This window comes from Rhodococcus sp. NBC_00297, from assembly GCF_036173065.1.
Lineage (GTDB): Bacteria > Actinomycetota > Actinomycetes > Mycobacteriales > Mycobacteriaceae > Rhodococcoides.
Genome location: NZ_CP108041.1, coordinates 735,763 through 756,679 on the forward strand (window position 1 = coordinate 735,763; position 20,917 = coordinate 756,679).

Sequence of the window (20,917 nt, forward strand, 5' to 3'; positions counted from 1 at the left end):
GTCAGTCCAGGCAGAACTCGTTGCCCTCGACGTCCTGCATCACCATGCAGGACTCTTCTCCGTCGCCCGCGGGCAGGAGCCGCACTCGCGTGGCTCCGAGGTCGACGAGGCGTGCGCATTCCGCTTCCAGAGCCCCGAGGCGCTCGTCACCAACCATGCCGACGCCCACACGGACGTCGAGGTGGACGCGGTTCTTGACGGTCTTCGCCTCGGGTACGCGTTGGAAGTACAGGCGTGGACCCACCCCGTTCGGGTCCACGCAGGCGAAGGCCGACCCCTGTCTCTCGGCAGGGAGCGAACGGTCGAACTCCGCCCAGTCGGCGAAGCCCGCGGGCGCCGGCGGCACCACGTATCCGAGAACCTCGCACCAGAATCCGGCGACTCGCTCGGGGTCCGCGCAATCGAAGGTGACCTGCACCTGTCTCACCTGAGCCATGGATCCACGCTAGGCGACAGTGGCGGCCGTCGGAAGGGAAATATTCGGGCGCCGTCAGCGTTCTCCGGTGCATGAAGAACATCGGGTTCCTGTCGTTCGGGCACTGGTCACCGTCGCCGCACTCGCAGACGCGCTCCGCATCGGACGTGTTGCTGCAGTCGATCGACCTCGCGGTCGCCGCAGAGGAACTCGGTGCAGACGGCGCGTACTTCCGCGTCCACCACTTCGCGAACCAGCTCGCGTCGCCGTTCCCTCTGCTCGCGGCCGTCGGTGCCAAGACCAATCGCATCGAGATCGGCACCGGCGTCATCGACATGCGCTACGAGAACCCGTTCTACATGGCCGAGGACGCCGGGTCCGCCGACCTGATCTCCGGCGGGCGGCTGCAGCTCGGTGTGAGCCGGGGATCGCCCGAGCAGGTCATCGACGGCTTCCGCTACTTCGGCTACGCCCCGGCCGAGGGCACCGACAGCGGAGACATGGCCCGTGAGCACACGCGCATCTTCCTGGACCTGTTGGAGGGCAAGGGCTTCGCGGAGCCGAACCCCTCCCCCATGTTCCCCAACCCGCCCGGCCTGTTGCGCCTCGAACCCCATTCCGACGGGTTGCGTGAGCGCATCTGGTGGGGTGCAGGTACTCGTGCGACCGCCGAGTGGACGGCGCAGCAGGGCATGAACCTCATGAGCTCGACTCTGCTCAGCGAGGACACCGGCGTGCCGTTCCACGAACTGCAGGCCGAACAGATCGAGCGCTTCCGCAAGACGTGGTCCGACGTCGGCCACTCGTTCGAACCGCGAGTGTCCGTGAGCCGCAGCATCTTCCCGATCGTCGACGACGTGGATCGTGCGTACTTCGGCCGCGAGGGCGGCAGCGGCGATCAGGTCGGCTACATCGACGGCGGCATCGCTCGTTTCGGCAAGACCTACGCCGGCTCACCAGACAAGCTCATCGCGGAGCTGGCGAAGGACGAAGCCGTCGCCGCGGCCGACACACTGCTCCTGACCGTGCCCAACCAGCTCGGCGTCGAGTACTGCGCACACCTCATCGAGTCGGTGCTGACGCACGTGGCGCCGGAGTTGGGCTGGCGGTAGCAGTCCCGCTCAGACGTTGAAGCGGAACTCCACCACATCCCCGTCGGCCATGACGTATTCCTTGCCCTCGATGCGGACCTTGCCGGCCGACTTGGCGGCGGCCATGGATCCGGCGGCGACGAGGTCGTCGTAGGACACGACCTCGGCCTTGATGAAGCCCTTCTCGAAGTCGGTGTGGATGACGCCCGCTGCCTGCGGTGCGGTGTCGCCCTGGTGAATGGTCCACGCGCGGGACTCTTTCGGGCCTGCGGTGAGGTACGTCTGCAGCCCGAGGGTGTGGAAGCCGGCGCGCGCCAGAGCGTGCAGGCCGGGCTCCGACTGGCCGATGCTCTCGAGCAGTTCCATCGCCGACTCGTCGTCGAGTTCGACGAGCTCCGACTCGATCTTGGCGTCGAGGAAGACGGCGTCGGCGGGAGCGACAGCGGCCTTCAACTCGGCAACCTTCGCGTCGTCGGTGAGCACCGACTCGTCTGCGTTGAAGACGTAGAGGAACGGCTTGGTGGTGAGCAGATTGAGCTCACGCAGTGACGACGCGTCGAACGTGTCCTTCACCGAGTACAGCGTCTTGCCGCTGTCGAGAATCGTCTGCGCTTCCTTGGCCGCGGCGACCATCGGCGCGCGATCCTTCTGCGTGCGAACTTCCTTCTCGAGACGCGGGATCGCCTTCTCGAGGGTCTGCATGTCCGCGATGATCAGCTCGGTCTCGATGACCTCGATGTCGGCGGCCGGATCGACCTTGCCGTCGACGTGCACCACGTCGTCGTCGGCGAACACGCGCACGACCTGGCAGATGGCGTCGGCCTCACGAATGTTCGCGAGGAACTTGTTGCCCAGGCCGGCGCCCTCGGACGCGCCCTTCACGATGCCGGCGATGTCGACGAACGTGACGGGCGCCGGAAGGATCTTCTCGGAACCGAAGATCTTGGCCAGCTCGTTCAGCCGCGGATCCGGCAACGGTACGACGCCCTCGTTCGGCTCGATGGTGGCGAACGGATAGTTCGCCGCCAGCACGTCGTTGTTGGTCAGTGCGTTGAAGAGGGTGGACTTGCCGACGTTGGGCAGTCCGACGATTCCGAGGGTGAGGCTCACAGGGAGGAGAGTCTACGTGCCGCCCCCGACCGCCCTGTCAGTACGTGTAGTCGGTGCCCGATCCCGCCGAGATCGCGAAGGCGATTAGCAGCACGTAGAAGAGGATGAACAGCGCGAAGAGCCCCACGAAGATGTAGAGCGAGTACTTGCCCAGCTGCTTCGTGCGTTCCGACGCGTAGTGCGCACCCTGATAGTCGCCCAGCGACCACCGCGGGAACACCGAGCTCGAGTGGTTGAACGCCGAGAACGCCAGCGGCCAGAAGAAGATCAGCGCGGCGGCGGCCCAGCCGGCGTTGGTCGGCGGCAGCGGCGGCGGGCCGTACTGCTGCTGGGGATAACTCGGCTGCTGCTGCTGCGGGAAGGCTCCACTGGTCGGGAACGCTCCGGTGTCCGTCGGCCCCTTCGTCAGGTCGGGCTCGTACGACGAACCGGTGTACGGCTGCTGCGGGTACTCGGGGTGGTCTGACACACGAGCATCGTAGGCAGTCAGGGCGCGCGAGTGGGGTCTCGTTGTCATGTCGTGACGTTCGGCGACGGTCCCGGACCGCTCGGCGCAACGATCCGCACACGCCAGGCTCACAACCGCACGAAATGTCGGTCGGTCTGCTTACAGTGACTGCGATCACACGATGATCGCCGCCCCTCCACCGCATGCCAGGAGCCCGCAGATGACTGCCGTGTCCGACAGGGGGAACTCGCACGTCGAGTTCCTCAAGACCGACGACGACCTTCCCCCCGTGGGCGTCGTCGACCGCTCACCGATGACGGTGCCCAAACGCATCGTCTTCGTCATCATCGGTCTGCTGGGCGCCGTCGCCTGGACCGTCATCGCCGTGATCCGCGGCGAGCAGGTCAACGCGGTGTGGTTCGTCGTCGCGGCGGTCTGCACCTACATCTTCGCGTTCCGGTTCTACGCACGCCTCATCGAGAACCGCATCGTCCATCCGCGGGACGATCGGGCCACACCCGCCGAGATCCTGGAGAACGGCAAGGACTACATGCCGACGGATCGTCGGGTGCTGTTCGGCCACCACTTCGCCGCGATCGCGGGCGCCGGTCCCCTCGTCGGTCCCGTCCTCGCCGCGCAGATGGGATATCTGCCCGGCACCATGTGGATCATCATCGGCGTCGTCTTCGCCGGCGCGGTGCAGGACTTCCTGGTGCTCTGGATCTCGACCCGCCGACGCGGCCGCAGCCTCGGTCAGATGGCCCGCGAGGAGCTCGGCGTGGTCGGCGGTATCGCCGCCCTCATCGGCGTGTTCGTCATCATGATCATCATCATCGCGGTGCTCGCACTCGTCGTCGTGAACGCACTCGCCGAGAGCCCGTGGGGCGTCTTCTCCATCGCACTGACCATTCCCATCGCCCTCTTCATGGGCGTCTACCTGCGGTACCTGCGCCCGGGCAAGGTCTCCGAGGTCTCCCTCATCGGCGTCGTCCTGCTGCTGCTCGCCATCATCTCGGGCGGCTGGGTCGCCGAGACCGAATGGGGCGCCGACTGGTTCACGCTGTCCAAGGTCACCGTCGCGTGGTTGCTCATCGCCTACGGTCTCGCCGCGTCGATCCTCCCCGTGTGGCTGCTGCTCGCACCGCGTGACTACCTGTCGACGTTCATGAAGATCGGCACCATCGTGCTGCTCGCCGTCGGCATCCTCATCGCTCGACCCGTCCTGCAGATGCCGGACATGACGTCGTTCGCCAGCGAGGGCAACGGCCCCGCGTTCTCCGGATCGCTCTTCCCGTTCCTCTTCATCACCATCGCCTGCGGCGCGCTCTCCGGTTTCCACGCGCTGATCTCCTCGGGCACCACGCCGAAGCTTCTCGAGAAGGAGAAGCAGATGCGGATGATCGGCTACGGCGGCATGCTCACCGAGTCCTTCGTCGCCATCATGGCTCTGGTCACCGCCTGCATTCTCGATCAGCACATCTACTTCGCGCTCAACGCACCGACCGCACTCACCGGCGGAACACCCGAGACCGCCGCGGCGTACGTCAACGGGCTCGGACTGTCAGGCGGGGACGTCAGCGCGGCCGAGCTGTCGCAGGCCGCGACGGACGTCGGTGAGGAGTCGATCATCTCGCGCACCGGCGGCGCCCCCACACTCGCGTTCGGCATGTCCGAGGTGCTGCACCAGGTCTTCGGCGGCGAGAGCCTGAAGTCGTTCTGGTACCACTTCGCGATCATGTTCGAGGCGCTGTTCATCCTCACCACCGTCGACGCAGGCACGCGTGTCGCTCGCTTCATGCTGTCGGACTCGCTCGGCAACCTCGGCGGCGGCGCGAAGAAGTTCCGCGATCCGTCGTGGCGCGTCGGTGCCTGGATCTGCTCGGTCATCGTCGTCGCCGCCTGGGGCGCCATCCTGCTCATGGGCGTCACCGATCCGCTGGGCGGCATCAACACGCTCTTCCCGCTGTTCGGCATCGCGAACCAGTTGCTGGCCGCCATCGCGCTCACGGTCGTCCTGACCGTCGTGGTGAAGAAGGGTCTGCTGAAGTGGGCCTGGATCCCCGCGCTGCCGCTGGCCTTCGACCTCGTGGTCACCATGACGGCGTCGTACCAGAAGATCTTCTCCGACGTTCCGGCCATCGGCTACTGGGCGCAGCACAGCGACTTCAAGGAAGCGAAGTCGCAGGGCCTCACCGAGTTCCGGTCTGCCGCCACACCGGAGGCCATCGACGCCGTCATCCGCAACACCTTCATCCAGGGCACGCTGTCCATCGTCTTCGCGGTGCTCGTCCTCATCGTCGCGCTCGCCGGATTCGCCGTCTGCTTCAAGGCGATCCGCGCCGGTGGACTGCCCAGCAGCGAGGAGGAGGACGTACCGTCGAAGCTGTTCGCGCCCAGCGGTTTCCTCCCCACCGAGGCGGAGAAGTCGGTGCAGGCGGAGTGGGACGTCCTCATCGCCGACGGCACGGTCCGTCGGCCGGGAACGGGCCACTGACATGAACGCCGTCCTGAAGTCCGTTCGCGCCGCGACGTGGTGGATCACCTCCGTCATGGGTGATCACGACTACGAGCGTTTCGTCGAGCACCGGAACCGGGTCCATCCCGGGCATCCGGTGCCGTCCGAGCGCGAGTACTGGAAGGCACGTCATGCGGAGGCGGACGCGAATCCGGGCGCACGCTGCTGCTGAGATCATGACGGGGTGACGTCGCCGCGCTGGACCCTCGACACCTCCGAGCTGCCGTACTCCGCTCCGTACGACACGGGGTGGATGCGGTGGTTCCTGGCGGGTCACGCGGTTCCGGGCATGGAGACCTTCACGGACGGCGTCTACCGCCGGGCTCTGCGCCTCGATCACGGCCCCGCCGTAGTCACCTGCCGGTTCGTCCCGAGTGACGGCGGCGCGGGAGTCGTCCGGGTGGAGACGCGAGCCCGGGACGCGTCGGACGTCCCCACCGCGCTGTCCCGAGTGCGGCAGGTACTGGCCCTGGACGTCGACGCGGCTCCCGTCGACGCTGCGCTCGCGGCAGATCCTGCGCTCGCCGCGTCGGTGGCCGCGGCCCCGGGGATCCGCGTTCCCGGGGCGTTCGATGCCGCGGAGGTGCTCCTTCGCACGATGATCGGTCAGCAGATCTCGCTCGGTGCCGCGGCCACGCACACCGCCCGGCTCGTCGCGGCCCTCGGGGATCCGGTGGGCGACGACGAGGGCGAAGCCGACCACGGCATCACTCGCCTGTTCCCCACTCCCGAGGCCGTGGCCACACGCGGCACCGAGATCCTCACCGGTCCGGCGCGGCGGGTCGCCGCGATCGCGTCGACGGCCGACGCTCTGGCATCGGGCGCCGTGGACGTGCGCCACGACGGCGACGCGGCCACCCAGGAGCGTGCACTGCTGGCGCTGCGCGGTGTCGGCCCGTGGACCGCCCGCTACGTGTCGATGCGGTTGCTGGGCGACCCCGACGTGCTGCTCGACACCGACCTGGTGGTCCGGCAGGGCGCGGCCCTCCTCGACATCGATCTGTCGGACACCGCCCACTGGTCACCGTGGCGGTCCTACGCCTCCATGCACCTGTGGCGTACTGCCCTTCTCGCCCGCGGGCTCACCATCGGGTAGTCCCTCCGTCGCCATGCGTGCGGAATCGGCTTCCCGGGTACAGTCACAGCGCGTTCGACTCTGCGTTCGCCGCATCATCGTCAGACGAGAGGACACACGTGAGCGAGAACGCGCCCACCACTTCCGCAGGCTCCGCGTCGGGCCGTGATCGCAGCGACCTGTTCGGCGCCGGCGGACTCTGGCTGGCCAAGTGGTCGGCCGTGCTCCTCGTCGTCTCGGCAGCGCTGTGGATCGCCGGCTGGCTGGTCGGCCAGCTGTGGGTGATCATGCTCCCGGTTCTGCTGGCACTGGTGGTCGCGACGGTGCTCTGGCCGCCCACCAGGCTGCTGCGCCGCATCGGCTTTCCGCCCGCGCTCGCCGCGTTGACCACACTCCTCGGCTTCCTCGCGGTACTCGCCGGTGTGGTCGCGTTCATCGTCCCCTCCGTCATCAGCCAGGCTCCCGATCTCGCAGACAGCGCCACCCTCGGCGTCTCGCAGGTCCAGGAGTGGCTCGAGGGCCCGCCCATCAATCTGGACGACGAGCAGATCGACAGCGCCGTCGAAGCCATCGTCACGCAGCTGCAGGACAGCGGCACGGCGATCGCCTCGGGCGTCTTCGCCGGCGTCGCCACCGCCGGGTCGATCCTGGTCACGCTCGGTCTGGTGCTCGTCCTGAGCTTCTTCTTCATCAAAGACGGCCCGCGCTTCCTCCCCTGGCTGCACGGACTGGCCGGACGCAAGGCCGGTGGTCATCTCGCCGAGGTACTCCGACGAGTGTGGGACACCCTGGGTGGCTTCATCCGTACCCAGGCCATCGTCAGCGCGATCGACGCGATCTTCATCGGCATCGGCCTGGTGATCCTCGGCGTGCCGCTGACCCCGGTGCTGATGACGCTCACCTTCCTCGGTGGCTTCATCCCCATCGTGGGTGCCTTCGTCGCCGGTGCCCTCGCCGTCCTGGTCGCGCTGGTGGCCAACGGGTTCACCACCGCGGTCATCGTCCTGGCGATCATCCTGGCCGTGCAGCAGATCGAAGGCAATGTCCTGCAGCCGATCCTGCAAAGCAAGTCGATGAACCTGCATGCCGCGATCGTGCTGCTGGCCGTCACCGCCGGCGGTTCCATCTTCGGCATCATCGGGGCGTTCCTCGCGGTCCCGGTCGCTGCGGCCACCGCGGTGCTGCTGCGCTACATCAACGAGCAGATCGAACTTCGGTCCGACGAGGATCCCGGCGCGAACGACATCGCCGAACGCATCCACGACGATCTCGGCACACCCGGTGACGACGCGCCCGTCGTCGTCCACGACGAGAAGACCCGATACGCGCCGGCGCCCTCGGACCAGTCCGACGTCGTGGCACCGACTCCGATCGACGTCGACACGCACGACGACGACGAGCAGAAGGACGACTGAGCGGTCACACTCCCGCGTGCACTCGTACCGTGGATCCGTGACGTTCGCGGATCACCTCGAGGCGTGAGGGGACCCGGTCACGGATCTCGTCGACGTGACTGACGATGCCCACCGTGCGCCCACCGGACCGGAGTTCGTCGAGGACTCCCATGACGGCGTCCAGTGATCCCGAGTCGAGGCTTCCGAACCCCTCGTCGATGAACATCGTGTCCAGGGTGATGCCGCCCGCCTCGGCCGCGACGACGTCGGCGAGACCCAACGCGAGCGCGAGCGACGCGCAGAATGCCTCGCCGCCTGACAGGGTGCCCGCCGACCGGACCACTCCGGTGTAGTCGTCGCGTACGTCGAGACCCAGCCCGCCGCGGGTGCCTCGGGGGCCAACGTCGTCGGAGTGCACGAACTCGAACCGGCCCTGCGACATCAACCGGAAGCGCACGGATGCCGCAGTGGCGACGTCCTCGAGCCTCGCGGCCAGCACGTAGGACCGCAGCGACATCCGACGCGCGTTGGCGCCCTTGCCGGCCACCACCTCCGCCAGCTGCTCGAGTTCCGCGTGCTCGAGGTGGGCAGGTCCCAGACGGTCCGCAGCGGCCCACAGTTGGGCGACGAGGTCCTCGAGCATGCGTAGCCGACTGTCGGCGTCTCCGGCCGAGGCGATGGCCTCGTCCAGCAACCCCCGCAGTCGGATCTCCTCCGCATCGACGGCAGCGGTGTCGACCGTCTCCCCCACCATCGCCTCCGCCACGTCCGGCTCCGCGAGCACGGCCGCAGCCGCGGAGCGCTGCTTCTCGGCGTCGAGAACGGCGTTCTCCAGCACCGTGCACCGGGCCCTGTCACGGACCGCCGCCAGGGCTTCCGTGACCTCGGTGAATCCGTGCTCGCGCGCGCACTCCACCAGGTCGGTCTCGAGCCGCATCACCGCCTGATCGGCCGAGTCGGCGTCGCGGCGAGCGTCGCGCCACGCCACCGCGGCTGCGATGGCCGCGTCGAGTGCGGCACGCCGTTCCGCAACGGTGGACGTCGTCCCCACGGCGGCCGTGATGCGCGCGGTGGCCTCCGCGATCCGAGTCTCCAGCGCCTCCGTCCGCCCGCGAGTGACGCCCAGTTCGGCCGTGATCGCGTCGGTCCGCACCCGCAGACCGGCGGTCTCCTCGTCCAGCGCCGCCAACGCGGAGTCGATCGCCGCGAGACGATCCGCGGCACGCCGCGCCTCTGCCAGTGCCGTCGTGGCCGCGTCCAGTTCGGCCGCGAGTTCCGCTGCGGTGCGATCCGCGCACCGGGTCGCGAGCTCGTCCACACGCTGTCGGCAGCGCTGCACCGCGGCGTCCGCCGTGGTGCGTTCCGCCTCGGCTGCACCGACCCGCTGTCCCGCGCGGTTCTCGTCGTCCCGGGACACCCGCCCCGCGGTCGGAGATGCGGGCGCCGGATGTTCCGTCGCGCCGCAGACTCCGCAGGGGGCGCCGTCCTCGAGTCCCGCCGCGAGCTCCGCGGACATCCCCTCGAGACGGCGTTCCCGCAGGTCCAACCATTCGGTGCGCCGATCGTCGTAGCGGGTCCGGGCACGCTCGGCCGTCGTGACGGCCGCAGCAAGGCGCTCGGACTCGCGGGCCCACTCGACGTGTGCGCGTGCCGCGTCCTCGGCGCCGTGATGCCGCGCCTCCAGGCCGGCGAGACCCGCACGAGCCGCGACGGCTACTCGATGCTCGGCGTCCAGCGCCGCGCGCTCCTCGGGCACCGCGTCGAGACGTACCCGTACCGCCCGCAGGTCCGTCTCCAGACCGCGCACCCGGCCGACGGCGCGTTCCCGATCGGCCACCGCCGTCCTTCGATCGGACTCGTCGCCGGCGACACTGTCCAGCACCGCGCACTCGCCGCTCCACCGGTGCACCGCGGCATCGAGCACCTCCGCATCGGCAGGACGGGGCGGCCACGACAACGTCCCGACGAGCACGGCGGCCTCGGTCTCGGCAGCTGCCCGCTCCCGGCGCCGCATCGTCGCGGCGGCCGCGGCCGCGCGCTGACGGTGCTGGTCGAGGGTGACGGCGCGATCGCGCACCGGCAGCGCCCGACGCGCACGGTCCAGCTCAGCGATCTGCTGCGCGCGCTCGGCGTCGCCGTCCGCCAGCACCGTGAGTCGCGCTGCTGCCGCGGCCCCCCGCTCGCGTGCCTCCCGGCGGCGGTGCGCGATCCGAGCGGTCTCACGGGACGCGGCGTGTTCGGCGCGCGCTGTCCGCAGATGCTCTGTGCGCCCACGGGCCAGCTCTCGGGCACCGCCCAGAAGATCGGTCCCCCACTCCACCACGTCGGTGCCCGTGAAGAGGTCCACGCCGGCGGCGGTGGCCACCTGGGCAGCCAGTCTGTCGACGGACTCCGATCGCCCGGCGAGACGCTCCGCGCTGGCGCGACGCTGATCCTGGAACCACGTCTCGATGTCGCGGAACCGATCGGTGTCGAACAACTGCTCCAGCAGCGCACCCCGTTCCTCGTTGCGCGCCCGCAGGAACCGCGCGAAGTCCCCCTGCGGCAACAGGACGACCTGGAAGAACTGGTCCACCCGCATGCCGAGCAGGCGCTCGACCTCGAGCGCGATCTCGTCGATGCGCGTCAGGTTCTCGCCCCGGCCGTCGTGCCACGTCAGCGTCGCCTTGGCGTTCTGTTTCGTGGTTCCCACCCCGCGCCGCTTGGGGCGCAAAAACTCCGGCTGCCGGACGATGGTGAGGCGGCGGCCACCCAACGTCGCGTCGAGTTCGACGCGCGGAACCACACCCGGTGCAGCGTGATCCGACAACAGGCGTCGACTCTCTCGGCGCGAGCCGGGGAGAACGCCGTAGAGAGCGAAGGCGATGGCGTCGAGAACGGACGTCTTTCCCGCTCCGGTGGGGCCGTGCAGGAGGAAGAGGCCGTCGGCCCCGAGATCGTCGAAGTCGACGTCGACCGTGCCGCCGAACGGCCCGAACGCGGTGACCGACAACGCATGCAGTCTCACGCCGAGCGCACCCACTCGTGCTCGACCGGCGATGCGGACGTCGAATCCCGCTGACCCGTGACGTTCTCGACCGCACGATCGAGCAGCTCGACCTCGGACGACGAGGGCGCGCTCCGCACGTCCGCGAGAAAGCTGGTGAGCACCTCACGGTCCGACCTACCCTGCACCTTTTCGCGATAGCTCCCGGAATCGACACCGGCCGGGCGCTTCCACTCGAGGTGCACCGCGTGGGGAAAACGCTCCTGCAGACGGCGCATCGCGTCGACGGGCCGCACCGCATCGGTGAGCACAGCGGAGACGTAATGCTCTGTCGCGGAGTCGAACCGGTTCTCCGTGCAGAGCTCCTCGAGCGTTCCCTCCAGGACGGACAGGCCCCGCACCACCGGCAGATCGACGCGCGTGACGACGCGGCCACCCGAGCCGTCGATGTCGACGAGCCACGCAGCCTTGCGATGCGAACGCTCGCCGAACGAGTACGGCAGCGGCGATCCCGAGTACCGGATGTGGTCGTCGATGGTCTGCGGGGAGTGCAGGTGGCCCAGCGCGACGTAGTCGATGCCGCCGAAGATCGAGGCCGGCACGGTCTCGACGCCACCGACGGAGATCGAACGCTCGGAACCCGTACCCTCGCCGCCGATCACGAAGGCGTGGGCCAGCACCACCGAGCGGACCGACGAGTGCCGCGTCGCCAGATCGGCCGCGATGCGGCCCATCGCCGCCTGCAGCACCGCGGCGTGCGAACGAGCGCCGGGTACCCCGAGCTCGGCGCGGGTGGCGTCCGGCTCGAGGTACGGAATGCCGTAGAAGGCCACGTCACCGTGCTCGTCCGCCAGCACGACCGGTCGGTCGACGGCATCGACGGTGGTGAACAGATGCAGACCGCCGGCAGCGGAGAACGCCGACCCGGCACCGAGCCGAGCGGGCGAGTCGTGATTGCCCGACGTGGCGACGATGACGGCCCCCGCGTCGCGGATGGCCTCGAATGCCTTGTTGCACAGCCGGACCGCGTCCGCATTGGGCACCGCACGGTCGTAGATGTCCCCGGGGACCACGACGACGTCCACACTCTGTTCTCGGACGACGGTGGCAAGAGCCTCCAGAGCACGACGCTGATCGGCCAGCAGGTCGACACCGTGGAAGGTGCGCCCGATGTGCCAGTCCGAGGTGTGCAGGATTCTCATGTCGCCGACGCTAACGGAGACCTACGACAAAGACGCTCGGGCCGAAGGTGTGTCGGTACCCCGGTTCATAGTGAGCCTCATGACCGCCCTCACTGCCGTGACCACTCTCGTCACCCTTCTCGTCGGCCTGGGGTTGGGCTGGTGGTTGCGGGCCGCACGCGGCGACGTCGAACTCGCCCGTGCGGGTGAGCGGCTCGCGGTCTCCGCGGACAACGAGGAGACGCTGCGGCGGTCGTTGTCGCTGCTCAACGAGGACTCCGCGCGGCGCCACTCCGGCGCCATCGGTCAACAGGTCTCCCACCTGGTCGACCCGCTGCGGGAGGCGGTCGACGCACTCGAGGAACACGTACGGCTCGTCGAGCGCGACCGTGTTCACGCATACGCGGGACTGACCGAGCAGGTCGCCGGGATGCACCGCGCCTCGCGGCAGTTGGCGTCGCAGACGGACCAGCTCGTCACCGCGCTGCGGGCGCCACAGATTCGTGGCCGGTGGGGCGAGATCCAGCTCGAGCGGGTCGTGGAGCTGGCCGGCATGACGCGCCACTGCGACTTCGACACCCAGGTCGCCGCACCCGGCGTGCGCCCCGATCTGGTGGTCAAGCTCGCCGGTGGCAAGCGCATCGTCGTCGACGCCAAGGTTCCGCTGGTCGCCTTCCTCGACGCGAGCGCCGAGCAGGATCCCGAGACCATCGATCGGCATCTCGAACGCCACGCCAAGCACCTGCGCACACACGTCGACCAGCTCGCCGACAAGAAGTACTGGCACGCGTTCGACCCGTCGCCGGAATTCGTCGTCCTCTTCGTTCCGGGCGATCCGTTCCTCGACGCCGCGCTGACGCGCGACCGCGGCCTGCTCGAACACGCCTTCTCCCGCAACGTGGTGCTCGCCACCCCGACCACTCTCATCGCCCTGCTGCGGACCGTCGCCTACACGTGGAAACAGGACGCACTGGCCGAGGACGCCGCTCGCGTGCGTGTGCTGGGCCGTGAGCTGTACGAGCGCCTCGGCACGGTCGGAGCCCACGTGGATCGCTTGGGATCACAGCTGGGAAAGGCCGTGGACTCGTTCAACGCAGCGGCGGGATCGTTGGACGCACGGGTCTTCGTCACAGCACGCAAGCTCCACGAGATGTCCCTCTTCGACGGCGAACCGCCGCAGGTCACGAGTGTGGACCAGCGGCCACGAACCATGACCGCGACTGCGATGGAGGGCACCTCGTCGACGTGTCGCGGGCATGCCGACGACGCAAGTCGTTGAATCAACGCTAACCTCGCTGTGTGTCTTCCCCCCAACGCGCACGCTCGGGAGTGCCTCTCGACCAGCGCTCCGCTGTGCCGTCGGTACCCGGAATCCCCGCATGGGGCGCCGTCGCGGTGGCAGTGGGCGCAGCCGTCCTGGGCTTTCTCGTCGATGCCATGCGTGGCGACGAGCTGGGATCGACGTTCGCCGTCCTGTACGTGCTCGGTGCACTCATCGCCGTCGTCGCGGTCCGCCATCGTGGACTCTTCACCGCCATGGTGCAGCCGCCGCTCATCATGTTCCTCGGCGTCCCCATCGCGTACCAGATCCTCACCGACGGAGCGGGCACCTCGATCAAGGACATCGTCCTGACCGTCGCCGTGCCGCTCGTCGATCGCTTCCCGCTCATGGCGCTGACCACGCTGTTGGTCCTCGGCGTCGGTGGCGCCCGGCTCGCGCTCGATCGTCGCCCCACTCCGGTCCGGAAGCCGGCGCGCGCAGCGCGACCGGCCGCGGCAGCGCGTGACGCCGCACCCCGACGGTCGCGCTCCGAACGTCCCGCCACTCGCGAGACGGCGGGACGGGCGGAGGAACGCCGCAGGACCCGCCAGGAACCGCGGACGGACGCACCCGACGCTCGACACGACCGCACCCGGCGTGCACGGCCCGCCGCACCGCAACCGCGCGAGGAGTCACGCGCTGCTCGGCCCGCCCCGCGCGCCTACGAGGGCCAGGTCACGGCTTCCGACAACGGTCGCCCACGGGAAGCTCGCCCCCGGTACGAACCCACGCCGTACGAACCCCGGCGAACCGGTGCGGAGAATCTGTCGCCGTACCCCGCACCACGGGTGCGCTACCGCGACCGGGACTGATCTCCCGGCCGCGGTCGGCTCAGACCCGGCTGGTGGTCCGCAGCTCGCGAGGAAGCGCGAAGACCAGCGTCTCGTTGGCCGTCGTCACCGACTTCACGTCGCCGAAGCCATGTGTCTCGAGCAGGTCCAGCACTCCACGCACCAGCACCTCCGGCACGGATGCGCCGGACGTGATGCCCACCGTGCGGACGCCCTCGAGCCAGGCGAGATCGATGTCCTTGGCGTAGTCGACCAGGTAGCTCGCGCGCGCGCCCGCGGCGAGCGCGACCTCGACCAGACGGACGGAGTTCGACGAGTTCGTCGACCCGACCACGATCACGAGATCGCATTCGGGCGCCATCGCCTTGACGGCGACCTGACGGTTCTGGGTGGCGTAGCAGATGTCGTCGCTGGGCGGATCCTGCAGGTTGGGGAACTTCTCCCGCAGTCGCGCGACAGTCGTCATGGTCTCGTCGACACTCAACGTGGTCTGCGACAACCAGATGACGCGGTTCTCGTCCCGGACGGTGACGGCGTCGACGGAATCCGGCCCGTCCACGACCTGCACGTGGTCCGGGGCCTCGCCCGCGGTGCCCTCGACCTCCTCGTGACCCTCGTGGCCGATGAGCAGGATGTCGAAGTCGTCGCGAGCGAACCGCTTGGCCTCCTGGTGCACCTTCGTCACCAGTGGGCACGTCGCGTCGATGGTGCGCAGGTTCTTGGCGGCCGCGGACTCGTGGACCGCCGGTGAAACACCGTGCGCGGAGAACACGAGCAGTGCCCCGTCCGGCACCTCGTCGGTCTCGTCCACGAAGATGACGCCCTGATCGGACAGCGTCTCCACCACGTGGCGGTTGTGCACGATCTCCTTGCGCACGTAGATCGGGGCGCCGTGCTTCTCGAGCGCCTTCTCGACCGTCTCCACCGCTCGGTCCACACCGGCGCAGTACCCGCGCGGCTCGGCGAGCAGAACACGCAGCGGGCCGTCGTAGACCTCACCGGTGACCGCCGGCCGGGCGATACCCAGCTCGAGCGGGATGGCGGAGGAGGTGGTGGAAGACGAGGACACCGGAAGAGCCGAAGACATACCACGAGGATACGGGTAGTCGGGTGGGCGTCGCTTCCCGCGCACGTCGACTGGGAAAAATGCGCGACGTGGGGCACTCTGTGAGACATGATCCGTCCACCCTTCGCCGCCCGCGTCGCGCTCGGAATCGCCGTGACCGTCGTCGAGGAGGCTCGGCGTCTCCCCACCACCGCCATCTCCCTGCCGATGACCGCCGTGAGCGAGGTCCTCCAGACCGCGATGCGTCTGCAACAGACCGTCACCGAGCTGGCCATCAAGGGCGACCAGGTGTTCTCCCTGATCGGCTCCCGCCCGGTCGAGACCGCAGAGTGGGCGACCTTCGACGACGACGCGGACGTCGCACCCGCGCGGTACACGCAGGTGCCGCTGTCCACCGAGCCCGAGCCGGTCGGTGACCCGGCCGGAGAGATCGACGTGCCGGAGCCCGGTGCGCCCGCAGGGCGGTTCGCCCTGTACTCGACCCCGCCGTCGGAGATCGAGACGACCGAACCCGTTCCGGCCCCGGCTCTCGCGACCGCGCCGACCGCGACTCCCGAGATCGTGGAGTACCTCGACTACGACGCCCTGACGCTGGCTCAGTTGCGTGCCCGTCTGCGGTCGCTGTCGGTCGAGGACCTCACGTCACTTCTCGAGTACGAGACGTCGGCCGCGGATCGCGCGCCGTACCGGACCATGCTCGAGAACCGCATCACCACCGCCCGAGCGAAGTGATTCTCGGACCACGATGACCACGGCCGCCACCAGCACCGCCGAGAACCCGCTCCCCGTCCGCACGGTCGCGACGAAGGTCGCCGGGTGGATCGATCGCCTCGGCAGCGTGTGGGTCGAGGGCCAGATCACGCAGATCTCGGTGCGTGCGGGAACGCGCACGGCGTTCCTGACGCTCCGCGACCCGTCCGCCGACATGTCGCTGTCGGTGACGTGCTCACCGATGCTCATCCAGAACTCTCCCGTGCCGTTGACCGAGGGCGCTCGCGTCATCCTCTACGGCAAGCTCAGTTTCTTCACCGGTCGCGGCACACTGTCGTTGCGCGCCACGGAGATTCGAGCGGTGGGAGTCGGCGAGCTGCTCGCCCGCATCGAGCGCCTGCGCGGTCTTCTCGCGGCCGAGGGACTCTTCGATCCGCGACTCAAGCGGCCGCTCCCCTTCCTGCCCCGCGTCGTCGGGCTCGTCACCGCACGCGCCAGTGCTGCCGAACGCGACGTGCTCAGCGTCGCGGAACGGCGGTGGCCGGCGGTGCGCTTCGAGGTACGCAACACTCCCGTGCAGGGCCCGTCGGCGGTGCCCGGCATCCTGCGGGCGCTGGCCGAGCTGGACGAGGACCCCACGGTCGACGTGGTGATACTCGCCCGCGGCGGCGGCAGTGTCGAGGATCTGCTGCCGTTCTCCGACGAGGCGCTCTGCCGCGCGATCTCCCGTGCGACGACGCCCATAGTGAGCGCCATCGGACACGAACCGGACAGTCCACTCAGCGATCACGTGGCGGATCTTCGTGCGGCCACCCCCACCGATGCCGCCAAGCTCGTCGTGCCCGACGCCGTGGCCGAACGGGAACTGGTCGCCGAGCTGCGGAGCCGCAGCGCCGCAGCGCTCCGCAGTTGGGTGCAGCGCGAGGCGCGCGCACTCGACGCCCTGCGGCACCGGCCCGTGCTGGCCGATCCCCTCTCCGCGGTCGCCCGCCGCGAGGAGGAGATCGCCGAGATGCGCCGCGTCGTCCGCCGTGACGTGGAGCGCGCGGTGTCGCGAGAGGCGACGACGGTGGAGCACATGCGCGCGCGTCTGACCACGCTAGGACCGGCGGCGACTCTGGCGAGGGGCTACTCGGTGGTGCAGCGCATGGTCCCCGGATCCGACCCCGAGGTGCTCCGGTCGGTCGACGACGCCGCGCCGGGTACGCAGCTCCGGGTCCGCGTCGCGGACGGCGTGGTCACGGCCGTCACGATGGGTCGCAGTTCCGCCACCTGACTCGTCCGCTGTCGGACTCTCGAGGCAGCATGGGGACTCATGAACGAGACACCGATCGCCGAGCTGGGCTACGAGGACGCGCGCGACGAGTTGGTCGACGTGGTCAAGCTGCTCGAGCAGGGCGGCCTGGATCTCGATGCCTCACTGGCGCTGTGGGAGCGCGGCGAAGCACTGGCGACGCACTGCGAGCAGCACCTGGCCGGCGCGCGCACGCGCATCGAGAAGGCGCTGGCCCGCGACGAGGAGTGAGCGAGCGCGTCAGCGCTTGTCGAGTACCGGAGCCGTCGCCGTGGCGGATGCCAGCGCGACGAACTCCTCCTGCGACCCGGAACCGGTGAGCATCGCGCGGGTGTCGCCAAGATCGGCCACCCAGTACGGTTCCGTGTCGTCGTTGCCGTAGACCACCCAGTTCAGCCCGGCGATGGCCTCCGCGCCGCCGGCGGACACCCGTGATCCCTCGGTCCTCGAGCGGACCAGCTCGTCCTCGGAGGCGTCGCTCTGGGTGAGCGAGAGGAAATTGCCGTTCTCGGTGACGAAGCCGACGGTGCTGGACTGGAACTCCGAGCCCGAGACAGGGCCACGGTTCGCCGAGTTCGGGATCCACTGATCGGGCACGTCGGGACTGCGCACCGGGAAGGTCAGCGCATTCGCGTCCGCCTGCAGGGACGCCCCCAGATCGATGCGAGGAACCTCACCCGCCTCGGGGCCGCCCACACGCAACGAACACTGACCGGCGATGGCCGCGATCACCAGGCATGCGAGAAGAAGCGGGATCAGGGACCAGGCCATGTCCTTGTTGTTCTGCAGGTACCTGGGTTTCTTGTCGGCCACCTCTCCAGTATCGCACCGAGCGCGCGGGGGCTCGCCATCCGCGCAGCTCCGCGCTTCCCCCGGCAGGCCGGGGCCGTGCGACTAGTGCGACAATCACGCCGAGTCTTTTTCGCCCGAGTCGATGTTCATTCCGTGCGGACGACGCCCGTCAGTCGGGCTGCGAACCGCGCCATGTGCAAGGAGGCACAGCCCCATGACGGCCAACACCGACGTTCCCACGCAGATGGCGCCGGATCGAAACCTCGCGCTCGAACTCGTCCGCGTCACCGAGGCCGGGGCGCTCGCGTCCGGACGTTGGGTCGGCCGCGGCGACAAGGAGGGTGGCGACGGCGCTGCCGTGGACGCCATGCGCCAGCTGGTGAGCTCGGTGTCGATGCGCGGCGTCGTGGTCATCGGAGAGGGCGAGAAGGACGAGGCGCCCATGCTCTACAACGGCGAGCAGGTGGGCAACGGCAACGGTCCCGAGGTCGACTTCGCCGTCGATCCCGTCGACGGCACGACGCTGATGGCCAAGGGCATGCCCAACGCGATCTCCGTGCTCGCGGTGGCCGAGCGCGGTGCGATGTTCGATCCGTCGGCCGTGTTCTACATGGAGAAGATCGCCGTCGGCCCCGACTACGCCGATGCCATCGACATCACCGCTCCGGTCGCCGAGAACATCGCCCGGATCGCGAAGATCAAGAAGGGGTCGTCCTCGGACGTCACCGTGTGTGTGCTCGACCGTCCCCGCCACACCGAGCTGATGCAGCAGATCCGCGACACCGGTGCCCGCATCCGGTTGATCTCGGACGGTGACGTCGCCGGCGCCATCGCGGCCGCCCGCCCCGATTCGGGCACCGACATCCTGATCGGCACCGGCGGCACGCCCGAGGGCATCATCGCCGCGGCGGCCATGCGCTGCATGGGGGGAGCACTGCAGGGCCGGCTCGCCCCGACGGACGACGACGAGCGCCAGAAGGCCGTCGACGCAGGCCACGATCTCGATCGCATCCTGAACACCAATGATCTGGTCGCCGGGGAGAACGTCTTCTTCACCGCGACCGGCGTCACCGACGGCGATCTGCTGCGCGGAGTGCGCTACTCCGGCGGCGGTGCCCACACGCAGTCCATCGTCATGCGCTCCAAGTCGGGCACCGTGCGGATGATCGACGCGTACCACCAGCTGAACAAACTGCGGGAGTATTCGTCCGTGGACTTCGACGGGGACACCTCCGGCGCCGTCCCGTCCTTCTGACGCGCACTCCGACTTCCCGACCCATCTACCGAGGCACGAGGTACATGACAGACAACGATCAGCAGTTCCGCATCGAGCACGACACGATGGGAGAGGTTCGCGTACCCGTCGACGCGCTGTGGCGTGCGCAGACACAGCGCGCCGTCGAGAACTTCCCCATCTCGGGCCGCCCCCTCGAGCGCACCCAGATCCGCGCGATGGGGCTGCTCAAGGCCGCATGTGCACAGGTCAACAAGGACCTGGGTCTGCTCGATGCGGACAAGGCCGACGCCATCATCGCGGCGGCCGGCGAGATCGCGGACGGCAAGCACGACGATCAGTTCCCCATCGACGTGTTCCAGACCGGCTCGGGCACCAGCTCCAACATGAACGCGAACGAGGTCATCGCGAGCATCGCGAAGAACGCGGGCGTCGAGGTGCACCCCAACGACCACGTCAACATGTCGCAGTCGTCCAACGACACGTTCCCCACCGCGACGCACGTCGCCGCGACCGAGGCCGCGGTCACCAGCCTGATCCCGGCCCTCGAGTACCTGCACACCGCTCTGGCGGCCAAGGCGACCGAGTGGAAGACCGTCGTGAAGTCGGGCCGCACCCACCTCATGGACGCGGTGCCCGTCACGCTAGGCCAGGAGTTCGGCGGCTACGCACGTCAGATCGAAGCCGGCATCGAGCGCGTGCAGTCCACGCTCCCCCGCCTCGGCGAACTCCCCATCGGCGGCACCGCCGTCGGCACGGGTCTCAACGCCCCCGACGGCTTCGGCCCGAAGGTCGTGACCGAGCTGGTGAAGTCGACCGGTGTCGACGCCCTCACCGCGGCGAAGAACTCGTTCGAGGCCCAGGCGGCTCGTGACGGTCTGGTCGAGGCGTCGGGCGCGCTGCGCACCATCGCCGTCTCGTTGACCAAGATCGCCAACGACATCCGCTGGATGGGGTCGGGCCCGCTCACCGGTCTCGGCGAGATCCGGCTCCCCGACCTGCAGCCCGGCAGCTCGATCATGCCCGGCAAGGTCAACCCGGTTCTCCCCGAGGCGGCCACCCAGGTGGCGGCGCAGATCGTCGGCAACGACGCGGCGATCGCATGGGGCGGCGCAGCCGGAGCCTTCGAACTCAACGTCTACATCCCCATGATGGCGCGCAACCTGCTCGAGTCGTTCACGTTGCTCGCCAACGTCTCCCGCCTGTTCGCCGACAAGTGTGTCGACGGCCTCGTCGCCAACGAGGAGCACCTCAAGCAGCTCGCCGAGTCGTCGCCGTCCATCGTGACACCTCTCAACAGTGCGATCGGCTACGAGGAAGCTGCGGCCGTCGCCAAGCAGGCCTTGAAGGACAAGAAGACCATTCGCGAGGTCGTCCTCGAGCGTGGACTCGTCCCCGAGAAGTTGTCGGAAGAAGAACTCGACAAGCGCCTCGACGTCCTGGCGATGGCCAAGGTCCAGGACTGACCCAGCACTCCCCGCCCCGCATCACGG

At 69.0% G+C, this 20,917-nt stretch carries 19 protein-coding genes; 12 read left to right on the forward strand and 7 right to left on the reverse strand.

The window, feature by feature from the left end:
* Position 1: 1 nt before the first annotated feature.
* A complete protein-coding gene (locus OG947_RS03435) occupies positions 2 to 436 on the reverse strand; it encodes a VOC family protein (protein WP_328813115.1) in 435 nt (144 codons plus the stop codon).
* Between the two features lie 71 nt (positions 437 to 507).
* Between OG947_RS03435 and OG947_RS03440 the strand changes: the two genes are divergently transcribed.
* Positions 508 to 1,527: an LLM class flavin-dependent oxidoreductase gene (locus tag OG947_RS03440; protein WP_222638185.1), complete on the forward strand. Its 1,020-nt coding sequence runs from the start codon at positions 508 to 510 to the stop codon at positions 1,525 to 1,527.
* A gap of 9 nt (positions 1,528 to 1,536) precedes the next feature.
* Here the strand turns inward: OG947_RS03440 and ychF are convergent, their stop codons facing one another.
* Together ychF and OG947_RS03450 are read right to left on the reverse strand one after the other, a co-directional pair.
* A complete protein-coding gene (gene ychF / locus OG947_RS03445; protein WP_328813116.1) occupies positions 1,537 to 2,616 on the reverse strand; it encodes a redox-regulated ATPase YchF in 1,080 nt (359 codons plus the stop codon).
* Positions 2,617 to 2,653: 37 nt separating this feature from the next.
* Positions 2,654 to 3,085 (reverse strand): CD225/dispanin family protein, encoded by a 432-nt coding sequence (locus OG947_RS03450; RefSeq protein ID WP_308115714.1) that lies wholly within the window; start codon positions 3,083 to 3,085, stop codon positions 2,654 to 2,656.
* Between the two features lie 199 nt (positions 3,086 to 3,284).
* On the opposite strand from OG947_RS03450, the gene OG947_RS03455 reads away from it, so the two are divergent.
* The 4 genes from OG947_RS03455 (at position 3,285) to OG947_RS03470 (ending at position 8,069) form a co-directional block, all read left to right on the forward strand.
* Positions 3,285 to 5,558: a carbon starvation CstA family protein gene (locus OG947_RS03455; RefSeq protein WP_222638186.1), complete on the forward strand. Its 2,274-nt coding sequence runs from the start codon at positions 3,285 to 3,287 to the stop codon at positions 5,556 to 5,558.
* A 1-nt stretch (position 5,559) separates the two neighbouring features.
* Positions 5,560 to 5,751 carry a YbdD/YjiX family protein gene (locus tag OG947_RS03460; protein ID WP_051612930.1) on the forward strand — a complete coding sequence of 64 codons (192 nt, stop codon included), beginning with the start codon at positions 5,560 to 5,562 and terminating at the stop codon, positions 5,749 to 5,751.
* Positions 5,752 to 5,763: 12 nt separating this feature from the next.
* On the forward strand, positions 5,764 to 6,675 hold the full coding sequence (locus tag OG947_RS03465) for a DNA-3-methyladenine glycosylase family protein (protein WP_328813117.1): 912 nt from the start codon (positions 5,764 to 5,766) through the stop codon (positions 6,673 to 6,675).
* 98 nt (positions 6,676 to 6,773) lie between these two features.
* On the forward strand, positions 6,774 to 8,069 hold the full coding sequence (locus OG947_RS03470; RefSeq protein WP_328813118.1) for an AI-2E family transporter: 1,296 nt from the start codon (positions 6,774 to 6,776) through the stop codon (positions 8,067 to 8,069).
* Between the two features lie 4 nt (positions 8,070 to 8,073).
* Here OG947_RS03470 and OG947_RS03475 read toward each other — a convergent pair whose 3' ends face one another.
* Entirely contained in the window at positions 8,074 to 11,055 is a 2,982-nt protein-coding gene (locus tag OG947_RS03475; RefSeq protein ID WP_328813119.1) for an AAA family ATPase, read from the reverse strand.
* A complete protein-coding gene (locus tag OG947_RS03480) occupies positions 11,052 to 12,236 on the reverse strand; it encodes an exonuclease SbcCD subunit D (protein ID WP_328813120.1) in 1,185 nt (394 codons plus the stop codon). The genes OG947_RS03475 and OG947_RS03480 overlap by 4 nt, the downstream gene beginning before the upstream one ends.
* 79 nt (positions 12,237 to 12,315) lie before the next feature.
* On the opposite strand from OG947_RS03480, the gene OG947_RS03485 reads away from it, so the two are divergent.
* Together OG947_RS03485 and OG947_RS03490 are read left to right on the forward strand one after the other, a co-directional pair.
* Positions 12,316 to 13,494, forward strand: a complete 1,179-nt coding sequence (locus tag OG947_RS03485; RefSeq protein WP_027503918.1) for a DNA recombination protein RmuC — start codon at positions 12,316 to 12,318, stop codon at positions 13,492 to 13,494.
* A gap of 20 nt (positions 13,495 to 13,514) precedes the next feature.
* Positions 13,515 to 14,348 (forward strand): DUF6542 domain-containing protein, encoded by an 834-nt coding sequence (locus tag OG947_RS03490; protein WP_328813121.1) that lies wholly within the window; start codon positions 13,515 to 13,517, stop codon positions 14,346 to 14,348.
* A 19-nt stretch (positions 14,349 to 14,367) separates the two neighbouring features.
* On the opposite strand, the gene OG947_RS03495 is transcribed toward OG947_RS03490, so the two are convergent.
* The gene (locus tag OG947_RS03495) at positions 14,368 to 15,414 is read right to left on the reverse strand and encodes a 4-hydroxy-3-methylbut-2-enyl diphosphate reductase (RefSeq protein WP_051612934.1); all 1,047 of its coding nucleotides are present in this window, start codon (positions 15,412 to 15,414) and stop codon (positions 14,368 to 14,370) included.
* Between the two features lie 87 nt (positions 15,415 to 15,501).
* Here OG947_RS03495 and OG947_RS03500 point away from each other — a divergent pair, with 87 nt between their 5' ends.
* From OG947_RS03500 to OG947_RS03510, 3 genes are read left to right on the forward strand one after another with little or no spacing between them, the layout of a single operon-like run.
* On the forward strand, positions 15,502 to 16,125 hold the full coding sequence (locus OG947_RS03500) for a lipid droplet-associated protein (RefSeq protein WP_222638191.1): 624 nt from the start codon (positions 15,502 to 15,504) through the stop codon (positions 16,123 to 16,125).
* Positions 16,126 to 16,138: 13 nt separating this feature from the next.
* Positions 16,139 to 17,380, forward strand: a complete 1,242-nt coding sequence (xseA, locus tag OG947_RS03505) for an exodeoxyribonuclease VII large subunit (RefSeq protein WP_056447374.1) — start codon at positions 16,139 to 16,141, stop codon at positions 17,378 to 17,380.
* Positions 17,381 to 17,419: 39 nt separating this feature from the next.
* The gene (locus OG947_RS03510; protein WP_027503922.1) at positions 17,420 to 17,629 is read left to right on the forward strand and encodes an exodeoxyribonuclease VII small subunit; all 210 of its coding nucleotides are present in this window, start codon (positions 17,420 to 17,422) and stop codon (positions 17,627 to 17,629) included.
* Positions 17,630 to 17,638: 9 nt separating this feature from the next.
* Here the strand turns inward: OG947_RS03510 and OG947_RS03515 are convergent, their stop codons facing one another.
* On the reverse strand, positions 17,639 to 18,211 hold the full coding sequence (locus OG947_RS03515; RefSeq protein ID WP_222650248.1) for a DUF4245 domain-containing protein: 573 nt from the start codon (positions 18,209 to 18,211) through the stop codon (positions 17,639 to 17,641).
* Between the two features lie 193 nt (positions 18,212 to 18,404).
* On the opposite strand from OG947_RS03515, the gene glpX reads away from it, so the two are divergent.
* The gene (glpX, locus tag OG947_RS03520) at positions 18,405 to 19,445 is read left to right on the forward strand and encodes a class II fructose-bisphosphatase (protein ID WP_027503924.1); all 1,041 of its coding nucleotides are present in this window, start codon (positions 18,405 to 18,407) and stop codon (positions 19,443 to 19,445) included.
* A gap of 44 nt (positions 19,446 to 19,489) precedes the next feature.
* Positions 19,490 to 20,890: a class II fumarate hydratase gene (locus OG947_RS03525; protein WP_027503925.1), complete on the forward strand. Its 1,401-nt coding sequence runs from the start codon at positions 19,490 to 19,492 to the stop codon at positions 20,888 to 20,890.
* The last annotated feature ends 27 nt before the right edge of the window (positions 20,891 to 20,917 follow it).